The 22415-nt window shown below is 69.9% G+C and carries 20 protein-coding genes; 16 read left to right on the forward strand and 4 right to left on the reverse strand.

Annotated elements, in window-relative coordinates:
* Window positions 1-3 precede the first annotated feature (3 nt).
* Genes LR948_RS06765 through LR948_RS06785 form a run of 5 tightly spaced genes read left to right on the forward strand, consistent with a single transcriptional unit; the run spans window position 4 to window position 5368 of the window.
* Window positions 4-1596 (forward strand): GMC family oxidoreductase, encoded by a 1593-nt coding sequence (locus LR948_RS06765; protein WP_232753234.1) that lies wholly within the window; start codon window positions 4-6, stop codon window positions 1594-1596.
* Entirely contained in the window at window positions 1593-1910 is a 318-nt protein-coding gene (locus LR948_RS06770; protein WP_232753235.1) for a Dabb family protein, read from the forward strand. The genes LR948_RS06765 and LR948_RS06770 overlap by 4 nt, the downstream gene beginning before the upstream one ends.
* A 23-nt stretch (window positions 1911-1933) precedes the next feature.
* Entirely contained in the window at window positions 1934-3097 is a 1164-nt protein-coding gene (locus LR948_RS06775) for a dihydrodipicolinate synthase family protein (protein ID WP_232753236.1), read from the forward strand.
* On the forward strand, window positions 3090-4112 hold the full coding sequence (locus LR948_RS06780; RefSeq protein ID WP_232753237.1) for a LacI family DNA-binding transcriptional regulator: 1023 nt from the start codon (window positions 3090-3092) through the stop codon (window positions 4110-4112). The genes LR948_RS06775 and LR948_RS06780 overlap by 8 nt, the downstream gene beginning before the upstream one ends.
* Window positions 4109-5368 carry a glycerate kinase gene (locus LR948_RS06785; protein ID WP_232753238.1) on the forward strand — a complete coding sequence of 420 codons (1260 nt, stop codon included), beginning with the start codon at window positions 4109-4111 and terminating at the stop codon, window positions 5366-5368. Before LR948_RS06780 ends, LR948_RS06785 begins: the two co-directional genes overlap by 4 nt.
* 5 nt (window positions 5369-5373) lie before the next feature.
* Here LR948_RS06785 and LR948_RS06790 read toward each other — a convergent pair whose 3' ends face one another.
* Window positions 5374-6399 (reverse strand): LacI family DNA-binding transcriptional regulator, encoded by a 1026-nt coding sequence (locus tag LR948_RS06790; protein ID WP_232753239.1) that lies wholly within the window; start codon window positions 6397-6399, stop codon window positions 5374-5376.
* Window positions 6400-6585: 186 nt separating this feature from the next.
* On the opposite strand from LR948_RS06790, the gene LR948_RS06795 reads away from it, so the two are divergent.
* On the forward strand, window positions 6586-7782 hold the full coding sequence (locus LR948_RS06795; protein ID WP_232753240.1) for a winged helix-turn-helix domain-containing protein: 1197 nt from the start codon (window positions 6586-6588) through the stop codon (window positions 7780-7782).
* A 386-nt stretch (window positions 7783-8168) separates the two neighbouring features.
* On the opposite strand, the gene LR948_RS06800 is transcribed toward LR948_RS06795, so the two are convergent.
* Entirely contained in the window at window positions 8169-8609 is a 441-nt protein-coding gene (locus LR948_RS06800) for a MarR family transcriptional regulator (protein ID WP_232753241.1), read from the reverse strand.
* A gap of 195 nt (window positions 8610-8804) precedes the next feature.
* Between LR948_RS06800 and hmgA the strand changes: the two genes are divergently transcribed.
* The 4 genes from hmgA (at window position 8805) to LR948_RS06820 (ending at window position 13058) form a co-directional block, all read left to right on the forward strand.
* Window positions 8805-10166 carry a homogentisate 1,2-dioxygenase gene (gene hmgA / locus LR948_RS06805; RefSeq protein WP_232753242.1) on the forward strand — a complete coding sequence of 454 codons (1362 nt, stop codon included), beginning with the start codon at window positions 8805-8807 and terminating at the stop codon, window positions 10164-10166.
* Between the two features lie 39 nt (window positions 10167-10205).
* Window positions 10206-11156 carry an MBL fold metallo-hydrolase gene (locus tag LR948_RS06810; protein ID WP_232753243.1) on the forward strand — a complete coding sequence of 317 codons (951 nt, stop codon included), beginning with the start codon at window positions 10206-10208 and terminating at the stop codon, window positions 11154-11156.
* A 76-nt stretch (window positions 11157-11232) separates the two neighbouring features.
* Window positions 11233-12858, forward strand: a complete 1626-nt coding sequence (locus LR948_RS06815) for an FAD-dependent oxidoreductase (protein ID WP_232753244.1) — start codon at window positions 11233-11235, stop codon at window positions 12856-12858.
* The gene (locus tag LR948_RS06820; protein WP_232753245.1) at window positions 12855-13058 is read left to right on the forward strand and encodes a DUF2783 domain-containing protein; all 204 of its coding nucleotides are present in this window, start codon (window positions 12855-12857) and stop codon (window positions 13056-13058) included. Before LR948_RS06815 ends, LR948_RS06820 begins: the two co-directional genes overlap by 4 nt.
* Before the next feature lie 13 nt (window positions 13059-13071).
* Here LR948_RS06820 and LR948_RS06825 read toward each other — a convergent pair whose 3' ends face one another.
* Window positions 13072-13803, reverse strand: coding sequence for a metallophosphoesterase (locus tag LR948_RS06825; protein WP_370634895.1), 732 nt, complete (start codon window positions 13801-13803; stop codon window positions 13072-13074).
* 253 nt (window positions 13804-14056) lie between these two features.
* Between LR948_RS06825 and LR948_RS06830 the strand changes: the two genes are divergently transcribed.
* From LR948_RS06830 to LR948_RS06850, 5 genes are all read left to right on the forward strand, one after another.
* Window positions 14057-16156 carry a YjbH domain-containing protein gene (locus LR948_RS06830; RefSeq protein WP_232753246.1) on the forward strand — a complete coding sequence of 700 codons (2100 nt, stop codon included), beginning with the start codon at window positions 14057-14059 and terminating at the stop codon, window positions 16154-16156.
* A complete protein-coding gene (locus LR948_RS06835) occupies window positions 16153-16761 on the forward strand; it encodes a YjbF family lipoprotein (protein WP_232753247.1) in 609 nt (202 codons plus the stop codon). Before LR948_RS06830 ends, LR948_RS06835 begins: the two co-directional genes overlap by 4 nt.
* A gap of 37 nt (window positions 16762-16798) precedes the next feature.
* Window positions 16799-18175: a polysaccharide biosynthesis/export family protein gene (locus LR948_RS06840; protein WP_232753248.1), complete on the forward strand. Its 1377-nt coding sequence runs from the start codon at window positions 16799-16801 to the stop codon at window positions 18173-18175.
* Window positions 18176-18368: 193 nt separating this feature from the next.
* The gene (locus LR948_RS06845) at window positions 18369-19370 is read left to right on the forward strand and encodes a PleD family two-component system response regulator (protein ID WP_232753249.1); all 1002 of its coding nucleotides are present in this window, start codon (window positions 18369-18371) and stop codon (window positions 19368-19370) included.
* Window positions 19367-19726: an Hpt domain-containing protein gene (locus LR948_RS06850; protein ID WP_232753250.1), complete on the forward strand. Its 360-nt coding sequence runs from the start codon at window positions 19367-19369 to the stop codon at window positions 19724-19726. The genes LR948_RS06845 and LR948_RS06850 overlap by 4 nt, the downstream gene beginning before the upstream one ends.
* Before the next feature lie 39 nt (window positions 19727-19765).
* On the opposite strand, the gene LR948_RS06855 is transcribed toward LR948_RS06850, so the two are convergent.
* Complete coding sequence (locus tag LR948_RS06855) at window positions 19766-20146, reverse strand: response regulator (RefSeq protein WP_232753251.1); 381 nt, start codon at window positions 20144-20146, stop codon at window positions 19766-19768.
* Between the two features lie 204 nt (window positions 20147-20350).
* Here LR948_RS06855 and LR948_RS06860 point away from each other — a divergent pair, with 204 nt between their 5' ends.
* Window positions 20351-22360 (forward strand): PAS-domain containing protein, encoded by a 2010-nt coding sequence (locus LR948_RS06860; protein WP_232753252.1) that lies wholly within the window; start codon window positions 20351-20353, stop codon window positions 22358-22360.
* Window positions 22361-22415 lie beyond the last annotated feature (55 nt).

Consider the following 22415-nt stretch of genomic DNA (forward strand, 5'->3'; position numbering starts at 1 on the left):
ACCATGGCAGACGGATACGATTTCATCATCATCGGCGGCGGCAGCGCGGGCTGCGTGCTGGCCGCAAGGCTCTCCGAGGACCCCGCCGCGCGGGTCCTGCTGCTCGAGGCGGGCGGGCGCGACCGGCATCCCTTCTACCACCTGCCCGTGGGCTTCGCGAAGATGACCAAGGGCATCGGCAGCTGGGGCTGGAGCAGCGTGCCGCAGCGCCACATGCAGGACCGGGTCTTCCGCTACACCCAGGCCAAGGTGATCGGCGGCGGCTCCTCGATCAATGCGCAGATCTACACCCGCGGCAACCCGCTCGATTACGACGAATGGCGCCAGAAGGGCTGCACCGGCTGGGGCTATGACGACGTCTTGCCCTATTTCCGCAAGGCCGAGGACAACGACAGTTTCGACGACCGCTACCACGGGCGCGGCGGCCCGCTGGGGGTCTCGCAGCCGCGCGCGCCGCTGCCGGTCTGCCAGGCCTATTTCGAGGCCGCCGCCGAGCTCGGCATCCCGCGCAACCACGACCTGACCGGCGCCAGCCAGGACGGCGTGGGCTTCTACCAGCTCACCCAGCGCGACGCGCGGCGCTCCTCGGCGGCAATGGCCTATCTCGCGCCGAACCGCGACCGGCCCAATCTGACCGTGCGGACCGGCGCGCAGGTGCGGCGGATCACCGTCACCCAGGGCCGCGCCCGGGGCGTCGAGATGATCGACGGCAGCCGCATCACCGCCGCGGCCGAGGTGATCCTGGCCTCGGGCGCCATCGGCTCGCCGCGGCTTCTGCAGCTTTCGGGCATCGGGCCCGCCGACGCGCTGCGCGAGCTGGGCATCACACCCGTGTGCGACCAGCCCGGCGTTGGCGCGGAGCTGCAGGATCACCTCGATCTCTACTGCATCTCCGAGCTGACCGGCCCGCACAGCTACGACCGCTATGCCAAGCCGCATTGGTCGGTGCTGGCGGGGCTGCAATACCTGGTCTCGCGCAGCGGGCCGGTGGCCTCGAGCCTCTTCGAGACCGGCGGCTTCTGGTATGCCGAGCCGGGCGCGCGCTCGCCGGACCTGCAGTTCCACTTCGGGCTCGGCACCGGCATCGAGGCGGGCGTCGAGGCCATGCCCGACGGCGGGGTGACGCTGAACTCCTGCTACCTGCGGCCGCGCTCGCGCGGGTCGGTCCGGCTGCGCAGCGCCGATCCGGCGGAGGCGCCGCTGATCGACCCGAACTACCTCGCCGATCCGCATGACCGCGAGATGTCGATCCGCGGGCTGAAGCTCACGCAGGAGATCATGGCGCAGGCCCCGCTGAAGCCCTTCGTGCGCGCCGAGCGGCTGCCGGGGCCGGAGGTGCGGACGGAGGCGGAGTATTTCGACTTCATCTGCCGCCACTCCAAAACCTCGCACCACCCCGCCGGCACCTGCCGGATGGGCAGCGACCCCGGGGCCGTGCTCGACCCCCGGCTGCGCTTCAACGGCATCGAGGGGCTGCGCGTCGCCGACGCCTCGATCATGCCGACGCTGATTTCGTCCAACACCAACGCCGCGGCGATCATGATCGGCGAAAAGGCCGCCGACATGATCCGCGCCGACCATGGAGTGCCCGCATGATCCGCCACATCGTCCTTGTCCGCTTCGCCCCCGGCACCACAGAGGCAAAGATCGCCGGGCTCTGGGAAGAGCTGCACCAGATCGAGGGCCAGCTGCCGGGGCTTCTCGGCATCGCCTCGGGCCAAAGCGAAAGCCCCGAGCAGATCGAACGCGGCTACATGCACGGCTTCACCGCCGATTTCGCCGATTGGGAGGCGCTGGCCGCCTACCAGGCGCATCCCGACCACATCCGCTTCGGCCAGCGCCTGACCGCCCATGCCGAGGGCGGGCGCGACGGCCTCCTGGTCTTCGACCTGCCCGTCGCCGACCGCTGATCCTGTCCCTGCCGGAGAGCTCCATGCTGACCCTGCCCACCGCCGACCGCCGCCTGGAAGCCTATGCGCTTTCCGGCACGCCCCTGACCCCGCGCGCCCCCGAGGTGCCGCTGACCCGCACCGCCTTCGCCGCGGCGCATATCGTCTCCGACCCCTTGGGCGAACGCGACCCCTGGGTCGGCGCGCCGGCGGTCGACTGGGAGAACACGCTCCGCTTCCGGCACTGGCTCTGGGACCAGGGACTGGGCCTGGCCGAGGCCATGGACACCGCGCAGCGCGGCATGGGCACCGATTGGCCGACCGCGCGCGAGCTGATCGCGCGGACCATGCGCGAGGCGAAGGCGCATCCCCTGAAGCCGCGCGTCGCCTGCGGCGCGGGCACCGATCAGTGTCCGCCCGAGGACCTGCGCGACGAGAGGGCCATCATCGCCGCCTATGCCGAACAGATGGAGGCGATCGAGGCCGAGGGCGGGCAGGTCATCCTCATGGCGACCCGGACGCTGCCGGCCATGGGCGCCGATGCCGAGACCTACGCCCGGGTCTACGGGCGCCTGCTCGACCAGGCCACGGAGCCGGTGATCCTGCATTGGCTGGGCGAGATGTTCGACCCGGCGCTGGCCGGTTACTGGGGCGCGCGGGACGTGGCCGCCGCCTCGGATGCCGTCCTCGCGATCATCGAGGCCCATCGCGACAAGGTCGACGGGATCAAGATTTCCCTGCTCGACCAGGCCCATGAGGAAGCTTTCCGCGCCCGGCTGCCCGCGGGCGTGCGGCTCTATACCGGCGATGACTTCAACTACGCCCCGCTGATCGAGGGCGACGGAGCGCATCATTCCCACGCGCTTCTCGGGGCCTTCGCGGCCATCGGCCCGGCGGCGAGCCAGGCGCTCGAGGCGCTGGCCCGGGACGACCGCGAGACCTATCACGCGCTTCTCGCCCCGACGGTCCCGCTCTCGCGCGAGATTTTCAAAGCGCCGACGCGCTTCTACAAGGCGGGCATCGCCTTCCTGGCCTGGCTCAATGGCGCGCAGGAGCATTTCATCATGCCCGCGGGCTTCCAGTCCTCGCGCGAGATCACCCATTACGCCGAGATTTACCGCCTCGCCGACCAGGCGCGGCTCCTGGCGCGGCCCGATCTGGCCGAGGACCGCATGGGCTGCCTGCTGAAACTGCACGGGCTTGGCTGAGACCATGCCGCGCCGCGCCACGATCCGCGATGTCGCCCAGCGGGCGGGGGTGTCGAAATCCACCGTCTCGCTGGTCCTGCAGGGCTCGCAGCTGGTGCGCGACAGCACCCGGGCGCAGGTCGAGGTGGCCATGGCGGAGCTCGACTACGTCTACAACCGCGCCGCGGCGGGGTTGCGCGGCGCGGCCAAGGGGCTCGTGGGCCTGGTGATCAACGACCTGCGCAACCCTTTCTTCACCGAGTTCGCCGCCAGCGCGCAGATGGGCTTCGCCGAACGCGGCTTCGCCACGGTGATCGCCAATACCGACGAGGACCCGGCGCTTCAGGCCCAGGTGATCGACTCGATGATCGAACACGGGGTCACCGCCATGGTGATCTCGCCGGCCTATGGCGACCCTTCCGGCTTCGACCGCATCGCCCGGGCCGGGGTGCCCTGCATGCAGGTCTTGCGCATGGTCGATCCGCGCACCGATCTCTTTCCCTTCGCCTCGCTTGATTACGCCGAGGGCGGGCGGCTCGCGGCACGGCACCTGGTCGAGGCGGGTGCCCGGCGCATCGCCTTCGTCGGCGGGCTCGAGGACCGGCCGATCACGCTCGAACGCATGCAGGGCTACGCGGGCGTCATGGAGGCCGAGGGCCGCGCGCCCCGGGTCTTCCCGGGCCGGCCCTCGCGCAGCTTCGGCCGCGAGCTGGCGCTGGAGCTGGCGCGGTCCCACCCCGAGGTCGACGCGGCGGTCTGCTTTAGCGACCTCGTGGCGCTGGGCATGCTCTCGGGCTTCGCCGAGGCCGGCGTGCCCCTGGGCGAGGCCTTCCGCCTCGTCGGTTTCGACGACATCGAGGAATGCTCGCTGGTCTATCCGCAGCTCAGTTCCGTGCGCTGCAACACCACCCGTTTCGGCCGCGACGCGGCGCGGACGCTGCTGGCCTGGATCGACGACGGCGAACGCCCGCCCGACACCCGCCGCCTGCCGGTGGAGCTTGTGGCCCGCCGCTCGAGCCTGGGAGAGACGCGATGACCCAAGAGCCCGAGACCCTATTGCGCGCGCTCTTCGACGCCGCCGTGGCCGCCGCCGACCCGATGCGCTGCCTGCCGCGCGCGCTGCCGCCGCGCCCGCCCGGGCGGCCGCTGGTGGTGGGCGCGGGCAAGGCCGCCGCCCGCATGGCCGAGGCGGTCGAGGCGGCCTGGGGCCCCTGCGAGGGACTGGTGATCACCCGCGACGGTTACGAGCGGAGAACCGAAGGCATCGAGATCCTCTCGGCCGCCCATCCCGTGCCGGACGCGCGCGGCGAAGAGGGCACCCGCCGGATGCTGGCGCGGCTCAAAGCGCTCGGCCCGGACGACCAGGTGCTGGCGCTGATCTCCGGCGGGGCCTCGGCGCTGCTGGTGGCGCCCGCCGGGCGGGTCACGCTGCCCGAAAAGCGCGCGATCAACGAGGCGCTCCTGGCCTCGGGCGCGCCCATCGAAGAGATGAACACCCTGCGCAAGCATCTGAGCGCGGTGAAGGGCGGGCAGCTTGCCGCCGCGGCCGCGCCGGCGGCGATGACCGCGCTGGTGATCTCGGACGTGGCGGGGGATGCGCTCCCGGCCATCGCCTCGGGGCCCACGGTGGGGGACCATTCGACCCCGGCGGAGGCCCGGGCGATCCTTGACCGCTATCGCATCGCGGTGCCGCCCTCGGTCGAGGAGCTGCTCTCCGGTGAGACCGGCGTGATCCCGCCCGGCGATGCGCGGCTCGCGCGCGCCGAGACCCGGCTCATCGCCGCGCCCTCGCAATCGCTGGAGGCCGCCGCCGAGCTCGGCCGCAAGGCCGGATGCCGGGTCGAGATCCTGGGCGATGCGCTCGAAGGCGAGGCCCGCGCGCTGGCGACAGAGCAAGCCCGGCTGGCTCGCGCGCGGCAGGCGGGCCTGCGCCCCGGCGAGGCGCCGCTCCTGCTGCTCTCGGGCGGCGAATGCACCGTGACCCGGCGCGGCGCGGGCTCGGGCGGGCCGAACGCCGAGTTCGCCCTGGCCCTGGCGCTGGCCCTCGACGGACAGCCCGGCATCTCCGCCATCGCCTGCGATACCGACGGGGTCGACGGCGCCGCCGAGGTCGCGGGCGCGGTCATCGGCCCCGAGACGCTGGCCCGTGCCCGCGCGGTGGGGTGCGAGCCGGAGGCGGCGCTGGCCAGCAACGACGCGCATGGCTTTTTCGGGGACATCGGCGGGCAGGTGGTCACCGGCCCGACGCTGACCAATGTGAACGACTTCCGCGCGATCCTGGTGACGGGCTAGGGGCCTCAGCCCGCGCCGCAGGAGGCGCGCACCACCAGGCGCGTCGGCAGGATCGTCTCTTCGGGCACCGTCTCGCCGCTGATCCGGGACAGGAGTGCCCCGGCGGCGGCGCGGCCCAGCTCGTCGATCTGCACGTCGACCGTGGTCAGCGGCGGCGCGTGATGCGCGGTCTCGGCGATATTGTCGAAGCCCGTCAGCGCGATGTCGCGGCCGATGCCGAGCCCGCGGGCTTGTAGCGCCGCGCCGACGCCGAAAGCCACGATGTCGTTGTAGGCCACCAGCGCGCCGGGCCGCGGGCCGCCTTCGGTGCGCTCCAGGAGCGCTTGTGCCGCCTCGTGCCCGCCCGCCCGCGAGGGCAGGGCGTCGACGACCTCCACGACGCGGTCGGGATCGAGCCCTGCCTCGGCGAGCCCCGCGCGCAGGCCCGAGAGCCTCTCGCGCTGGGTCGCCATGCCCGCCATGCCGCCGAGGAAGGCCAGGTGGTCATGCCCGAGCCCGACCAGGTGCCGCGCAAGCTGGCGCGCGCCATCACCGTTGTCCGGCCCGACGTAGGGCAGACCTGAGCCCGGGGCGGGTCGGCGCATCATGGTCACGATGGGCAGGCCCAGCTCGGCCAGGTGTGCGCCGTCCGAGCCCTGCGCGGGGCTGATCATCACGCCTGCCGCCCCGTGTTCGCGCATCGAGCGCAGAAGCTCGCGCTCGCGCGCCGGGTCGTCGTTGGTATTGGCCAGAAGCGGCACGAAACCCCGGGCCGAAAGCGCCTCTTCCACGGCGACGGCGAGCTGGGCGAAGAAGGGGTTCACCAGGTCCGGGATCACCAGCGCCACGAAGGAGCTGCTGGCCGAGCGCAGCGCCGCCGCGCCGCGGTTGTAGACATAGCCGATCCGCTCGGCCGCGGCGGTGACCCGGTCGCGGGTCTCGGAATTGACCAGCGAGGAGCCGCGCAGCACCAGCGAGACGGTGGATTTCGAGACGCCGGCCTCGCGCGCGACGTCGAGGATGGTGATCCGGCGCTGGGAGCTGTCGGGCATCGTATGTCCTGGGGTCGGAGGCGGGTTAGGGCGGCTCGGCGCAGTATGGCGGCTCGGGCGCGGCGGTAACAGGGGGGATTGGCGGTGGGCGCTTGGCGGCGACAAGGGGCGGCGTTGGGCGTGCGGGCAAGGCGCCAAGCCCAAAGCGCCCCTTCCCCCTGCCGCCCGGCGCGTTAGGCTGCGCGGATGACCCTCGACCGGCTCGACAACGCCACCGCGCGGCGACTCTTCCTCGACCGTCACCTGCTGCTCGCGCCGGGCGGCGGGCCGGGGCGCGGCCAGGACCTCGAGACGGTGCTCGACCAGCTCGGCTTCGTGCAGGTCGACAGCGTCAACACGCTGGCCCGGGCGCATGACCTGATCCTCTGGGCGCGGCGCGGGCGCTACCGGCCGGCGGCGCTCTCGCGCCTCGTGTCGCACCGCCGCAGCGCCTTCGAGCATTGGACCCATGACGCCTCGGTGATCCCCATGGCGGCCTATCCGATGTGGCGGCTGAAGTTCGAGCGCGACCGCGCGCGCATGCTGGCGCGCTGGCCCGCCGCCCGCCGCGCTGGCTGGCAGGAGGAGCTCGAGGGAGTTCTGGCCCATATCGCAGAGCATGGCCCGGCGGCTTCGCGCGATCTGGGCGGCGACGCCCCCAAGGGCTCCTCGGGCTGGTGGGACTGGCACCCCTCGAAGACCGCGCTGGAGTTTCTCTGGCGCTCGGGGCGGCTCTCGGTCTGTCACCGCGCGGGTTTCCAGAAGGTCTACGACCTGGCCGAGCGGGTGATCCCGCCCGAGGCGCTCAACGCCTTCGTGCCGGACGCCGGGGTGATCGACTGGGCCATGTCGGCGGCCTTGGCGCGGCTGGGCTTCGCCACCAGCGGCGAGCTTGCTGGCTTCTTCGAGATCGTCACCCGCGCCGAGGCCCGCGACTGGTGCGCCCGGGCGCTTGCCGAGGGCCGCATCCGCGAGGTCGAGGTGGCTTTGGCCGACGGCAGCCTCCGACGGAGCTACACCACCGAGGACGCGCTGGCCGAGGCGCGGGCCCTGCCGCAGCCCTCGGCGCGGGTGCGGCTCCTGTCGCCCTTCGATCCCGCGCTGCGCGACCGCGCCCGGGCCGAGCGGCTGTTCGGCTTTCACTACCGGATCGAGATCTTCACGCCCGAGGCCAAGCGGCGCTACGGCTACTACGTCTTCCCGGTGCTGCAGGGCGACCGGCTGATCGGGCGCATGGAGGTGAAGCGCAGCGGTTCGGCGCTGGAGCTGCGCGCCTTCTGGCCCGAGGCCGGGGTCGCTATGGGCAAGGCCCGCCGCGCGGGGCTGTTCTCGGAGCTGGAGCGGGTGCAGGGGTTGGCGGGCACCGAGCGGCTGGAGGTCGCGCGGGATTGGCTGCGGGGGTGAGGGGGGCATTCCGGCGGTTGGCTGGGAGCCTCCGCGCCTCAGCCTTCCTTGCGGCCAACGCCACAGCGCCCACCGCACACACGCGCCTTCCTTGCGCCCGAATAGCACCGAAGGTGCCGGGCGCGCGCCGGACCGGCCCCTTGGGCCGGCGCTTCTTGGGGTGACGTGCCTAGCCTACAGCGAGCAATGACCTTGCCGGGATAAAGCGCCTAGCTTGCAGGTCGGAAGCGCCGGCCCCCGGTCCGGCGCGCGCCCTCTGGTGGTTTAGGGTGAGAGGGAAGCGGGGCTTGGGGGAGGTCGTCATGTGGGCTTTGCGTGGTGGCTTCAGAAATGCGCCGCGTGAGGTGACGCTGAGTTCAGGCAAACACAGAGCGGACCGCCACCCCTCACAAATCCTCCGCCATCACCCGGTCCAGCGCCCTGTGCAGCGCGTCGAGCTCCTCGGACAGCAGCGCCTCCAGCCGGGCCTGGTAGTCCGCGGCCAGGGGCAGGAGCTCGGCCATCAGCGCGCGGCCCTTGTCGCTCAGTGACAGGCGCAGGAGCCGGCGGTCCTCGGGGTTGGGGATCTTGGTGATATAGCCGTCCTGCGCCAGCCGGGCGGCGGCGCGGCTGGCCTTCGATTTCTCCAGGCTCACCCGGCGTTCGAGGTCGCGGATCGAGACCGCGCCCTCGTCGGCCAGATGCACCAGCACCCGCCATTCCGCGACCGAGATGCCGAAGTCCTGCCGGTAGCGCCGGGCGAGCCCCGCGCTCAACCGGTCGCCGGCCACGGTCAACCGGTAAGGCAGGAAGCGGGCAAGGTCGAAATCCGGCAGGTCTTTGGTCACGGGGCAGGGGTCCTCCGAGGGTCCTTCGGGCGCCGGGGCAAAAGGCCCGCGCCCAGGCAACATAACCAACCGCAAAAGAGCGGCGCAGCGCCGCCAGCATCCCCGGATTTCATCTCATTTGCAACGAATATTGACTTCATTGCACATGCAACGAATACTGCCACGGCGATTCCGGCGAGTTTGGGAGGAGACCCGATGACCCAGCAGGAGCTGCCCGAAGGCATGATCCGCGCCCCCCACAGCGGCGGCACGGTGGAGGGCTACATGCCCGGCTTCGGCAACGATTTCGAAACCGAGGCCCTGCCCGGCGCGCTGCCCCAGGGCATGAACAGCCCGCAGAAGTGCAACTACGGGCTCTACGGCGAGCAGCTCTCGGGCACCGCCTTCACCGCGCCCGCGCATCAGAACGAACGCACCTGGTGCTACCGGATCCGGCCCTCGGTGAAACACTCCGGCCGCTACCAGCGCATCGATCTGCCCTATTGGAAGACCGCGCCGCATGTGCCCGAGGGGGTCACGAGCCTCGGCCAGTATCGCTGGGACCCGGTGCCGCACAGCGACGCGGCGCTGACCTGGCTCACGGGCATGCGCACCATGACCACGGCGGGCGACGTGAACACCCAGGTCGGCATGGCGAGCCATATCTACCTGGTCACCGACAGCATGCGGGACGCCTATTTCTACTCCGCCGACAGCGAGCTGCTGGTGGTCCCGCAAGAGGGCCGGTTGCGGTTCTCGACCGAGCTGGGCGTCATCGACCTCGCGCCGCAGGAGATCGCCATCATCCCGCGCGGGCTGGTCTACCGGGTCGAGCTTCTGGAGGGCCCCGCCCGCGGCTTCGTCTGCGAGAACTACGGCCAGAAGTTCGACCTGCCGGGCCGCGGCCCGATCGGCGCCAACTGCATGGCCAACCGGCGCGACTTCAAGACGCCGGTGGCGGCCTTCGAGGACCGCGAGACGCCCTCGACCCTGACGATCAAGTGGTGCGGGCAGTTCCACACCTGCGAGATCGGGCATTCGCCGCTCGACGTGGTGGCCTGGCACGGCAACTACGCGCCGGTGAAATACGACCTGACCACCTATTGCCCGGTGGGCGCGGTGCTCTTCGACCATCCCGACCCGTCGATCTTCACCGTACTGACCGCGCCCTCGGGCGTCGAGGGCACGGCGAACATCGATTTCGTCTTGTTCCGCGACCGCTGGATGGTGGCGGAGGACACCTTCCGCCCGCCCTGGTACCACAAGAACGTCATGTCCGAGCTGATGGGCAACATCTACGGCCAGTATGACGCCAAGCCGCAGGGCTTCGTGCCCGGCGGCATGAGCCTCCACAACATGATGCTGCCGCATGGGCCCGACCGCGAGGCCTTCGAAGGCGCCTCGATCGCCGAGCTGAAGCCGCAGAAGCTGGCCGACACGATGTCCTTCATGTTCGAGACCCGCTTCCCCCAGCATCTGACCGAGTTCGCCGGCCGCGAAGCGCCGCTGCAGGACGATTACGTCGATTGCTGGGACGGCATCGAGAAGAAGTTCGACGGGACCCCGGGCCCCAAGTGAGGCCGCCCACCCGCATCACGCAAGACAGGAGACGCTGACATGGCCAAGGCTTTCGCCTCTGCCGGAGACATGGACGAGAAACAGGTGAGCTTCACCGAGGTGGGCGAGGGGCTCTATGCCTTCACCGCCGAGGGCGACCCCAACACCGGCGTGATCATCGGCGACGAGAGCGTGATGATCATCGAGGCCCAGGCCACGCCGCGGCTGGCCCGCAAGGTTATCGACTGCGTGCGCTCGGTCACCGACAAGCCGATCAGCCACCTGGTGATGACCCATTACCACGCGGTGCGGGTGCTCGGCGCCTCGGCCTATGGCGCGCGCGAGGTGATCATGTCGGAGGCTGCCGCCGCCATGGTCGAGGAGCGCGGCCAGGAGGACTGGGACAGCGAGTTCGCCCGCTTCCCCCGGCTCTTCCAGGGCCACGAGGAAATCCCCGGCCTGACCCGGCCCACCACCACCTTCCGCGACCGCATGAGCGTCTATCTCGGCAAGCGGCGCGTCGACCTGATGACCCTCGGGCGGGCCCATACCGCCGGCGACGCGGTGATCTGGGTGCCCGACGCCGAGGTGATGTTCACCGGCGACATCGTGGAATACCACTCGGCCTGCTACTGCGGCGACGGCCACCTGCAGGACTGGGGTCCGACGCTCGACCGGATCGCCGCCTTCGAGCCGCGCGCCATCGCGCCGGGCCGGGGCGACGCGCTGGTCGGCGACGAGATGGTCGCCGCGGCCATCGCCAACACGCGCGACTTCGTCGAGAGCACCTACAAGCCCGCCGCCCGCGTGGTCGGCCGGGGCGGCACCCTCAAGGAGGCCTGGGACGCGGTGCGCGCCGAATGCGACCCGAAGTTCGCCGATTACGCGATCTACGAGCATTGCCTGCCCTTCAACGTCGCCCGGGCCTACGACGAGGCGCGCGGCATCGACACGCCGCGGGTCTGGACCGCCGCCCGCGACAAGGAGATGTGGGAGGCCCTTCAGGGCTGACGGGCCTCAAGGGGGGCGCCGGGCGGCCCTGCCGCCGCGCCCCCGGCCCCACCCGCAGGCGCCGAGGGAGGACGCCATGCTAGACGACAGATACGACCTGGCCTTCCGGCTCTACCCCTATGAACGCTCCGCCGACCAGGACGCGGCGACGCCGGTGCGCCACCCGGTGGTGGTGCTCGGCGGCGGGCCGGTCGGCGTGGCGATGGCGCTCGACCTCGGTCTGCGCGGCGTGCCGGTGGTGCTGCTCGACGACCACGAGGGTGTGGGCCAGGGCAGCCGCGCGATCTGTTTCGCCAAGCGCACGCTCGAGATCTGCGACCGTTGGGGCGCGGCCCTGCCGATGGTCGAGAAAGGCGTGGTCTGGAACCTCGGCAAGGTCTTCCACGAGGACCGGAAGGTCTATGAATTCAACCTCTTGCCCGAAGAGGGCCACCGCTTCCCGGCCTTCATCAACCTGCCGCAGCCCTGGTTCGAGCGTTACCTGGTCGAACGCATCCGCGCGGCTCAGGCGCAGGGCGCGCCGATCGAGATCCGCGGTAGGAACCAGGTCACCTCGGTCGAGGTCGACGAGGATCACGCCCGGCTCGAGGTCGAGACCCCCGAGGGGCCCTACAGCCTCGAGGCCGACTGGCTGATCGGCTGCGACGGCGCGGGCTCGCCTCTGCGCAAGCGGATGGGGCTCGACTTCGAAGGCCGCGTCTTCGAGGACAACTTCCTCATCGCCGACATCCGCATGACCGCGGATTTCCCGACCGAGCGCTGGTTCTGGTTCGAGCCGCCCTTCAAGTCCTCGGGCGCCTCCTGCCTCTTGCACCGGCAGCCCGACGACATCTGGCGGGTCGATTTCCAGATCGGCTGGGACATCGACCGCGAAAAGGAGCTGCGCGAGGAGAACGTGCGCGCCAGGCTCGACGCCATGCTGGGCGAAGGCGTCGACTACGAGATCGTCTGGACCTCGATCTACCGTTTCCAGTGCCGCAGGATGCGCCGCTTCCGCCACGGCCCGGTGATCTTCGCGGGCGATTCCGCGCATCAGGTCTCGCCTTTCGGGGCCCGCGGAGCGAACTCCGGCATCCAGGACGTCGACAACCTGGGCTGGAAGCTGGCCGCGGTGCTGCAGGGAGCCGCGCCCGAGGCCCTGCTCGAGAGCTACGACAGCGAGCGGCGGCAGGCGGCGGACGAGAACATCCTGAACTCCAGCCGCTCGACGGATTTCATCACGCCCAAGTCGCAGATCAGCCATGTCTTCCGCAACGCGGTTCTGGACCTGGCCGAGGCCTTCCCCTTCGCCCGCCCGCTGGTCAATTCGGGGCGGCTGTCGCTGCCCTGCACCTATGACGGCAGCCCGCTGAACGGCGCCGATGCGCTGCCCGGCGGCCCCGCGCGCACCCGACCCGGCAGCCCTTGCCCCGACGCGCGTCTGGGTCAGGGCTTTCTGCTCGGCCGGCTGGGGCAGGGAGTGACGCTTCTGACGCTGGATTGCGCGCTGCCCGAGGGGGCGCTGCCCGAGGGCGTGACCCACCTGGCACTGTCTTCGGATGATGACGCCAGCGGCGCGCTGGCCGCCCGCTACCTCGGAGAGGCCGCGCAGGCGGTCTACCTGATCCGCCCCGACCAGCATGTCGCCGCGCGCTGGGCGGCCCCGGAGGCGGAGGCCATCCGCGTCGCCTGCGACAGGCTTTTCGGAAGGGAGATGACATGAGCGAGTTCGTCACCGACCCCAATCTGGCCGACCCCGACGGCTTCTACGCCGACCTCCTCGCCGCCCATGAGGGCCTGAGCGAGGAGGAAAGCGCCGCCTTCAACGCGCGGCTGATCCTGGTGCTGGCCAATCAGATCGGCGCGCCCGAGACCCTGCGCGCCGCGCTTGCCGCCGCTGCCGAGGCGGGCGCGCGCGGCTGAGGCCCCGCGCCGCTCAAGTCGAGATGAAGCGCACCTCGCCCGCCTCGACGATGCCCGCGGTCAGCCGGCCCGTCGCATAGGCCCCGGTGTCGAGCGCCACGCGCCCGTCCTCGGCGCTCGGCGCATCGACGATCGTATGGCCGTGCACCACCCAGGTCCCGTCCTGGCGCGGCACCTGCAGGAAGTCGCGGTGTCCCCAGATCAGCGTCCGCTTGTCCGCCGCGCTCAGCGGCTTGGCCGGATCGGCGCCCGCGTGCAGCACCGCGACATTGCCGGTCTCGTGCAGGAGCGGCAGTTCGCGCACCCAGGAGATCAGCTCCGCGCCCATCTCCTCGGCCATGCGGTGACGCGCCTCGATCAGCGGCTCTCCCTGTGTGGTCTCGCTGATCCCGCGCACGCCGATGTCGGCCAGGGTCTGCAGCCCGCCGTTGCGCAGCCAGCGCGGGCCGCGCTCGTCGGGGCGGTCGATGAAGTCGAGCAGCATGTCCTCGTGGTTGCCCTTGAGGCAGAGGATCTCGGGGTGGTCCTTCAGGAAACGCAGGGTGTTCACGGAGGCCGGGCCTCGGTCGACGTAATCGCCGACGCAGATGATATGCAGATCCTGCGGCAGCTTGGGCAGCAGCTCCTCAAGCAGGTCGAGCCGTCCGTGAATGTCGCCCACCGCGGCAAAGGGCACCTCGGGCGCGGGCGGCTCGAAGCGCGCGCCGGCGGGTTTGCGGAAGCGGTCGAGAAGCGATTTGATCACGCGGGGGCCCTTCGGATTTTTTCGGGTCCGCCCCTGTTACCAATCCGGGCGCCGAAAGGCCACGGGGGCGGGGCTTGGCCTGGGGTCACAGGGGCGTCAGGCGCCCTGCCTGTGGATAACTTTCCAGATTATTCGGAACTGTGTCCGCCCCGCCACAACCGGCGGTTTGGCGCCGGCGCCGCCCGCCCCCCGGGGGTGCCGCGCGCCCGGGGATGCACTAAGCACGAGGAGACGTCCAAAGGGGGGAATTGTCGTGAAGCGTCTCGCCGCCATCGCGGTCCTGTTCTGCGCGGCCGGCTCGGCCGCGGGCGCGGAGACCTTCGAGACCTGGCGCAACAACTACGGCCTGCCGGGCCTTCTCGACATGCCCAACGCGCTGAGCTTTCCCGACGCGGACCTGTCGGTCACGGATGCCTATTTTGGCGGGACGAACCGCCTGACGGGCTCGTTCCAGATCCTGCCGCGGGTGACGGGGTCGTTTCGTTACACGCGCATCGAGAACTTTCGAGGCGGGACCACCGGGCGCGACACCAACTACGACCGCTCCTTCTCGCTGCACCTGAAGCTGCTCGAAGAGCGCGAATACCGCCCGGCGCTGGCGGTCGGCGTGAACGACCTGATCGGCACCGGCCTTTACGCCTCGGAATACCTGGTCGCCACCAAGCACCTGACGCCGCGCGTGCGGGTCTCGGGCGGCCTGGGCTGGGGGCGGTTGGCCTCCAACAACGGCTTCACGAACCCCTTGGGCGTGTTGAACGAGAACTTCGAGACGCGCCCCGCCCGGACCACTGGTGTTGGTGGCGAGGCCGAATTCGACCAGTTCTTCCGGGGGGACGCAGCCTTCTTCGGCGGGATCGAGGTCAGGGCCACCGACAAGCTGGGCTTCGCGGTGGAGTATTCCTCGGACGTCTACAGCTTCGAAGACGGCCCCACCTTCGACTACCGCTCACCCTGGAACTTCGGCCTGCGCTACGCCCTGCGCGACGGCGTGAACCTCACGGCAAGCTACATGTATGGCTCCGAGGTCGGGGTGAACCTGACCTTTGCCCTCAACCCCAAGAACCCGCCTTATTACGGCGGCGGCGATGCGGCGCCCTACCCGGTCACGCCGCGCGGCGAAGTGGATGCCGAGGCGCTGGGCTGGACCCTCGACGACGGCGGCGCCACGGCGACCGACCAGCTGGCCGAGGTGCTCGAGGCCGAGGGCATCTTCCTGCACGGCCTCTCGATCCAGGGCGGCACCGCGCGGGTCGAGATCGAGAACAACCGCTGGCGCGCCAATGCCCAGGCGATCGGGCGCACGGCGCGGATCCTGACCGCCTCCATGCCGGCCTCGGTCGACACCTTCGTGATCGTGCCCATGGTCACCGGGCTCGCCGGCTCGCAGGTCACCATCCGCCGCGCGGACATGGAAGAACTGGCCTTCTCGCTCGACAATTTCTGGGAAAGCTACGCCCGCGCGGGCATCGCGCCGGTGACCCAAGGGCCCGCGCCGCGTCCGGGCACCTATCCGCGGTTCGAATACGACATCTCGCCCTACCTCCAGCCGAGCCTCTTCGACCCCGACGCACCGGTCCGGCTCGATGCGGGCGTGCAGCTCAAGGCCACCGCCGAGCCCGCGCCGGGCGTGGTGCTGCGGGGCGCGGTGCGCCAGAAGGTCTTCGGCAACCTCGACGAATCCACCCGGGTCTCGAACTCAGTGCTGCCGCGGGTCCGCAGCGAAACCAACATCTACGAGCGCACCGGCCCGCTCGACCTGACCGATCTGACCGCCACCTATTTCTTCAAGCCCGGCCGGGATCTCTACGGGCGGGTCACCGTGGGCTACCTCGAACGCCACTTCGGCGGCGTCTCCTCGGAGCTTCTCTGGAAACCGGTCGACAGCAGCCTCGGCCTCGGGCTCGAGGCCAACTACGTCAAGCAGCGCGCCTTCGACCAGGGCTTCGAGTTCCGCGACTACGAGACCGCGACCGGCTTCGCCTCGGTCTATTACGAATGGGACAACGGCTTCGAGGCGCAGCTTGACGCCGGGCGCTACCTGGCCGGCGACTGGGGCGCGACACTGACCCTGCAGCGCGGCTTTGCCAACGGCTGGAAGGTCGGCGCCTATGCGACGCTGACCGATGTGCCCTTCGAGGAGTTCGGCGAAGGCTCCTTCGACAAGGGCATCCTGATCACCATCCCGATCGACTGGGCGCGCGGCGATCCGACCCGGCAGACCTTCGGCTACAACCTCAAGCCGATCCTGCGGGACGGCGGCGCGCGGCTGACGATCCGCGACCGGCTCTACCAGCGGGTCAACCAGAATCAGCGCGACGCCCTGCGCAACGGCTGGGGGAGGTTCTGGAAATGAAGCCTCTCGCGTCTCTCTCGGCACTGGCGGCACTGGCGCTCCTGGCGGGCTGCGCGGCACAGCCGCCCTTCGGCGCCTTCCGGGCCGGGCTCACGCAGGAGCTCGTCGATACCGTCGACAACCCGCTGCTTTATGTCGGCGTCGAGGGGCTGGGCCGCGAATCCACCGTGCAGCCGCTGCAGGAGCTCGACGGGGTCACCACCTGGCGCACCCCCGACGGCACCTCGGCGATCTCCACGCGCGACGGGCTCGTGGTCTCGACCCGCTCGCTGGGCGACGACCTCATGGCCGCGGATATCGCGGGCTCGGTCGCGGCCTCGAAAGGGCAGGGGGGCGGCGGCTATTACCCGCGCTTCCACACCACGCTCGACGGGCTTTCGCAGCCCGAGTTCGAGGCCTTCCAGTGCCGGGTCAGCGCCCGGACATCGGAAGACATCGTTATCCTGGGGCGCGCCCGTGCCTCGGTGCGCACCGACGAGACCTGCACCACCCCGGGCCGCGAGGTCACCAACAGCTACTGGCGCGCCGCCGACGGCACCATGCTGCGCGCGCGGCAGTGGATCAGCGAAGGCGTGGGTGTCATCATAACCGAAAGACTGAACTGACCCCGCCAGACAGGGACGGAAGATGAGGGACTATCAGATGAACAAAGCTCTGTTCGGATCGGCGCTGGCCGTCGCCGTACTGGCGCTGACGGGATGCGGCGTATCCTACACGAGCCCCTCGGTGAGCCGCCAGGCCGGTGGCGCCGAAGTGCGCGTCGTGGATGTCGACCCCGAGACGGTGCTGGTCGCGAACCGCGCGCCCTATGCGCCGAAGACCCTGCCCGAGGTCTTCTACCAGGCCGCCGGCGGCGGCCAGCTGCGCGGCGTGGGCGCGCTGCCCGAGGAACCCTATCTGCCCGACGAGCGCCGCCAGGCGCTGGAGCTGCGCGTGCCGCCGCAGGTCCCGGCCGAGCCCTACCGCATCGGCGTCGGCGACGTGCTGCTGCTGGCGACGAAATCCGCCGGCTCGACCGTCGAGGAGCTGTCCGGCCTCCTGGCCGCGCAGAACTCCCGGCAGGGCTATACCGTGCGCGACGACGGGGCCATCGCGATCCCCGACATCGGGCCGGTGCAGGTCGCGGGCATGACCATAGACGAGGCCGAGGCGATGCTCTTCGACTCGCTGGTCTCGAACCAGATCGACCCGGCCTTCTCGCTCGAGGTGGCGGAGTTCAACTCCAAGCGGGTCGTGGTCGGCGGCGCGGTCGGCAACCCGACGCTGGTGCCGATCACGCTCAACACGCTGGACCTGGGCGAGGCGGTCACCGCCGCGGGCGGCATCCGGGTCACCAACGAGGAGTTTGCCTCGATCCGCATCTACCGCGACGGCACGCTCTACCAGATCCCCTACGAGGAGTTCCTCTCGCGGCCGGACCTGCAGCGGGTGCGTCTGACCGACGGCGACGCGATCTATGTCGACACGAGCTACGACCTCGAGCAGGCCCTGGAGTTCTACCGCTCGCGGATCGACGTGATCACCGTCCGCCAGGAAGCGCGGCGCAACGCGATCCAGGAGCTTCAGGCCGAGGTGGCCCTGCGCCGCGGCCAGCTCTCCGAGGTGCGCGACAACTTCAGCGCGCGGCTCGAGCTGGGTGCCGAGGACCGCGACTTCGTCTACCTGGCGGGCGAGGTGAGCGAGCAGAGCCGCTACGTCATGCCCTACAACCAGCAGGTCACCCTGGCCGATGTGCTTTATGACAGCGGCGGTTTCCCGACCACAACAGGCGATCCGTCCGAGATCTACGTGCTGCGCGCCTCGGCCAATCCGGCCGAGTTCGGAGCGGTCACCGCCTGGCATCTGAACGCCGCCAACGCGGTGAACCTGACCCTGGCGACGCGCTTCGAGATGCGTCCGAACGACGTGGTCTTCGTCGAGGAACAGCCGATCACCAAGTGGAACCGCGCGCTCCAGCAGGTCTTCCCGACGCTTCTGAACACCACCGCGGGTGTCGTGCGCACCGGGCTGACGCAGTAAGATCAAGCGCTTGAGCGGAAAGGCCGCGGGGCAGACCCCTGCGGCCTTTCTATTTCTGCAACGCTGGGTTTACCGGATTGCGTTGAATGCGACGGTGAATCCCCTTTTTCGCCTCATTTCGATCACGATTAACCACGAGGTTGGTCGCATCCGGTAGGACAATTCCGTCTTGCCGACCGACTGGAGGCAACCGATGCGCATTCTGGCAGTAGATGATGATCCGATCATCCTCGACCTGTTGCGGACGGTTCTGAGTGAAGCCGGTTACACCGACCTCGCCACCGCAAGTTCCGCCGAAGAAGCGGTGAGCGTGATCGAACGGACCGACCGCGGGTTCGACTGTTTTCTTTTCGACATTATGATGCCGGGCATCGACGGCGTGGCCCTGACCGGGGCGGTGCGCGCGATGCCGCAATACGCGCAGACGCCGATTCTCATGGTGTCGCGCCTCGATGACAAACATCACTTCGACCGGGCCTTCGCGGCCGGGGCGAGCGACTATGTGACCAAGCCCTTCGAGCCGACCGAGCTGAAGGTGCGCCTGGGTCTGGCCGAACAGGTCAGCCGCCAGCAGAAGGCGCTGGCCGCCGCCGCCGTGGACGCGCCGCAGACGCCGCTGCCGCGCCTGGCCGAGCCCTTTCAGCTCGACGACGTGCCCTATGCGATCAACAACCACGCGCTGGAAAGCTACCTGCAAAGCGTGCCGGTTGGCAGCTCGGGCATGCTGTTCTTCGCGCTCAAGCTGGTCAACGCCAGCGAGCTGCACCGCAAGTCGACGGGCGATGACTACCACTTCATCATCAACTCGCTGGCCGATGCGGTCACCGACGTGCTGTCGGGCGCCAACTACTTCATCTCGCATGCCGGCAACGGCGTGGTGAGCTTCGTGGTGCATGGCGGCACCGACATGACCGAGGAGGAGATCATCCATTCGATCATGTCCGACGCCTCGGGCCTCGACGTGACGCTCGCCTCGGGCGAGGAGGTGGTGCTCGACATCGTGGTCGGCTCGTCCAGCGCATCGCGGATCACCTCGCGCGGGGCCCGGATCGAGGCCATGCGTGAAGCGGTCCTCAGCGCCGAGGGCATCGCCGAGGCGATGGTGGCGCGCGAGCTCGGCCTTGCCGCCGTCCATCCCATGCCGAAGCGTAGCGGCGGTCTGTTCGACCGTCTGTTTGGAGGTATCGCAGCATGAACATGCAGGCCCGTGAGGTTCAGCCGGACCCGGCGATCACCGCGATCCGTGAAAAGTTCCTCTCGGGCCTGGAGACCCGGCTCGCCGAGCTCGACTCGTTGTCGGGGCTGCTCAAGGGCGAGGCCAACCGCGCCCGCGTCTGGGAAGAGATCCGCCTCAGGGTCCACCGGATCGCCGGGGTCGCGGGCTCGCTGGGCTTCGCCGCGCTGGGTGCACGTTCGGGCCGTCTTGATACCGCGATCGAGCATTACCTGAACAAGCCCGCCAATCCGCGCGACGAGGCCACGCTGTCGGCCGCGCTGGAAGGGCTTCTGGACGACATCGACCAGATCCTCGAGGAGCAGGCCGCGGCCTGATCCCCTCTGATCTATTGTGGTGCGCGCGGGCCCCGAGGCTCAGCGCGCCGCCAGCATTTCCCGCAGTTGATCGGCAAGCGTCATCGGGTCGAACGGCTTGGTGACAAAGCCCACCGCGCCGGTGCGTTCGACCAGCGAGGCCGAGCTGTCCTCGGTCTGGGCGGTCATGAAGATCGCCGGCACATCCTTCAGATGCGGGAAATTGCGCAGCGCCAGCAGCGTTTCCTCGCCGCTCATGTTCGGCATCATCTGGTCGAGCAGCAAAAGATCCGGGCTCAGCGTTTCCGCGTCCGACAGCGCCAGGGTGCCGTCGGAATACTGCGTGACGGTCAGCCCGCCGATCATCTCGAGCGCCAGACGGGCGATTTCCTGGATGTCGGCGTCATCCTCGATGTGCAGGATATGGGAAAGCTCGCTCACGGTCCGTCCTTTTTTCCGGGACTGTGGCAGAGCCCGCGCGCAATTGCCAACGACAAAAAACGCCCGCCGTTGATTTCGCGCAACAATGTCGGAACTCGGCCCGGATAGGGGATAGGCCGGGCGGAGATTTGGCATCACGGTGCCGTGAACGCGCCTCGACGCGCGACGAGCAGAAAAAAGCGAACGATATCGGGCCGAACCTGAATGCGCGCATCCATCCTCAAGACCTCGTGGCGCCACGCCGTGGTCGCCGCGGAACTCGTCGTGGTGATCCTGGTCGCGACGGCCTTCACCGTGTCGCTGCTGGTCGACCGCCAACGCGCCGAGCAAGAGCTGCAGACCCGCGAGCAGGCCGAGATGATCCGCGCCGAGCTCGATGCCTCGGTGCAGCAGATCCTGCAGGCCGCGCGCGGCGTCGCCACGGCCATCGCCCGCGACACCACCATGGACCAGGAGGTCTTCGCCCGGATCGCCCGCAGCTTCAGCCCCGAGGGCCCCTCGGACAATCGGCTGCGGCTGATCAACATCGGCGCCTCGGACGGCTACGTGATCCGCTACGTCTACCCGCTCGAGGGCAATACCTCGGTGCTGGGCGTCGACTACCGCGACCTGCCAGGCCAGCTGCCCAACGTCGAGGCCGCGATGCGCAGCGACGACGTGGTGATGATGGCGCCGGTCAACCTGATCCAGGGCGGGCGCGGCATCATCGCCCGCATCGGCGTGACCGAGATCGGCGGCGACGAGGTCTTCGGCGTCGTGGGCGTGGTGGCGCTGCTCGAGGATCTCTTCTCGGGCGCGGTCGAGATGGCGCGGACCGCCAAGCTGGAGCTGGCGATCTCCAAGCAGGAGGCGCGCCAGGAGGGTCGGCAGCAGATGTATGGCCCGGCCAACCCCGAAGAGGGCGAGCCGGTCATGGTGCAGCTCGTGGTGCCGGACGGGCTTTGGTATCTCTCGGTCGTTCCCTCCGAGGGCTGGCCGACCTGGACCGATTTCGCCGGGCGCATCCTCCTGGGCTATTTCGGCATCGGGGCACTGGTCTTCATGGTCTACCTGCTGCTCGACCGCGCGGCGCGGGCGCGGCGCAGCGCCGAGGAGCAGCTGACCACCGCGATCGAATCCATCGACGACGGCTTCGCGCTCTACGACCCCGAGGACCGGCTGGTCCTGTGTAACGAGACCTACCGCCGCTACTACCCGCGCTCGGCGCGGATCATCCAGCCGGGCGTGCGCTTCCAGGATCTCCTGGAATACGGCGTGGCGCGGGGCGAATACGCCGACGCCAAGGGCCGCGAGCCGGAGTATATCCGCGAGCGGCTGAACGCCCGGATGCACCCCGAGCGGCATTTCATCCACGAGCTGGCGGGCGGGCGCTGGATCAAGGTCTCCGACCACCGGCTGTCGGACGGCAGCACCGTGGGCCTGCGGGTCGACATCACCGAGCTGGTCGAAGCGCGCCGCGCCGCCGAGGCGGGCAGCCGCGCCAAGTCGGTCTTCCTCGACCGGATGAGCCACGAGCTGCGCACGCCCCTGGCGGTGCTCATGGGCTCGGCGGCATTCCTCGAACGGCCCGAGCGGCTCGCCACCCGGGCGGCGCTGGCGGCGCGGATCGAGGGCGGGGAGCTGACCGCCTTCGAGGGCGAGATCACCGGCCACGCGGGGCGAATCGGCAAGTCCGCGCGGCACCTCATGGCGCTGATCGACCGGCTGCTCGACGTGGCGCGCGCCGAGCGCGAGGCGCCCGACAGCGGCGAGGTGCTCCTGGGCGAGCTGCTGGAAGAGCAGCGCACGCTCTTCGACGCGGCGCTGCCGCGCGGCATGACGCTGGACCTGCGCCACGCCAAGGGGCCGCTGCCGGTGCCCTACGGCGAGACGGTGCGCAACGCGCTGGGCGCGATCCTGCGCCACGGCCGCGACGGCTTCGCCGAAAGCAAGGCCGAGCTGAGCGTGGCCGCCACCGACCGCCATGTGTCGCTGGCCTTCGTGATCTCGGGCAAGCGCACCGAACCGGTGCTGACCGAGCGATTCTTCGGACCCGCCTCCGACGACCTGGACCGCGCCGGCGCCGCCGATCTGACGCTGGATCTGGCCGTGGCCGAACGGCTGGTCAGCCGCGCCGGCGGCACCTTCCGTTACCGGAAGGTCAACGAATCGAAGGACTTCGTCGACATAACCTTCCCTCGGAGAAAGGACGAAGACCTTGTCGCTGTCTCGTGAACAGTGCGTTTCCAGCGCTGCCAAAGTTATGCCCAAATCTCGGGTTAACTTCCGG

The organism is Roseivivax sp. GX 12232, assembly GCF_021272185.1.
Lineage (GTDB): Bacteria > Pseudomonadota > Alphaproteobacteria > Rhodobacterales > Rhodobacteraceae > Roseivivax.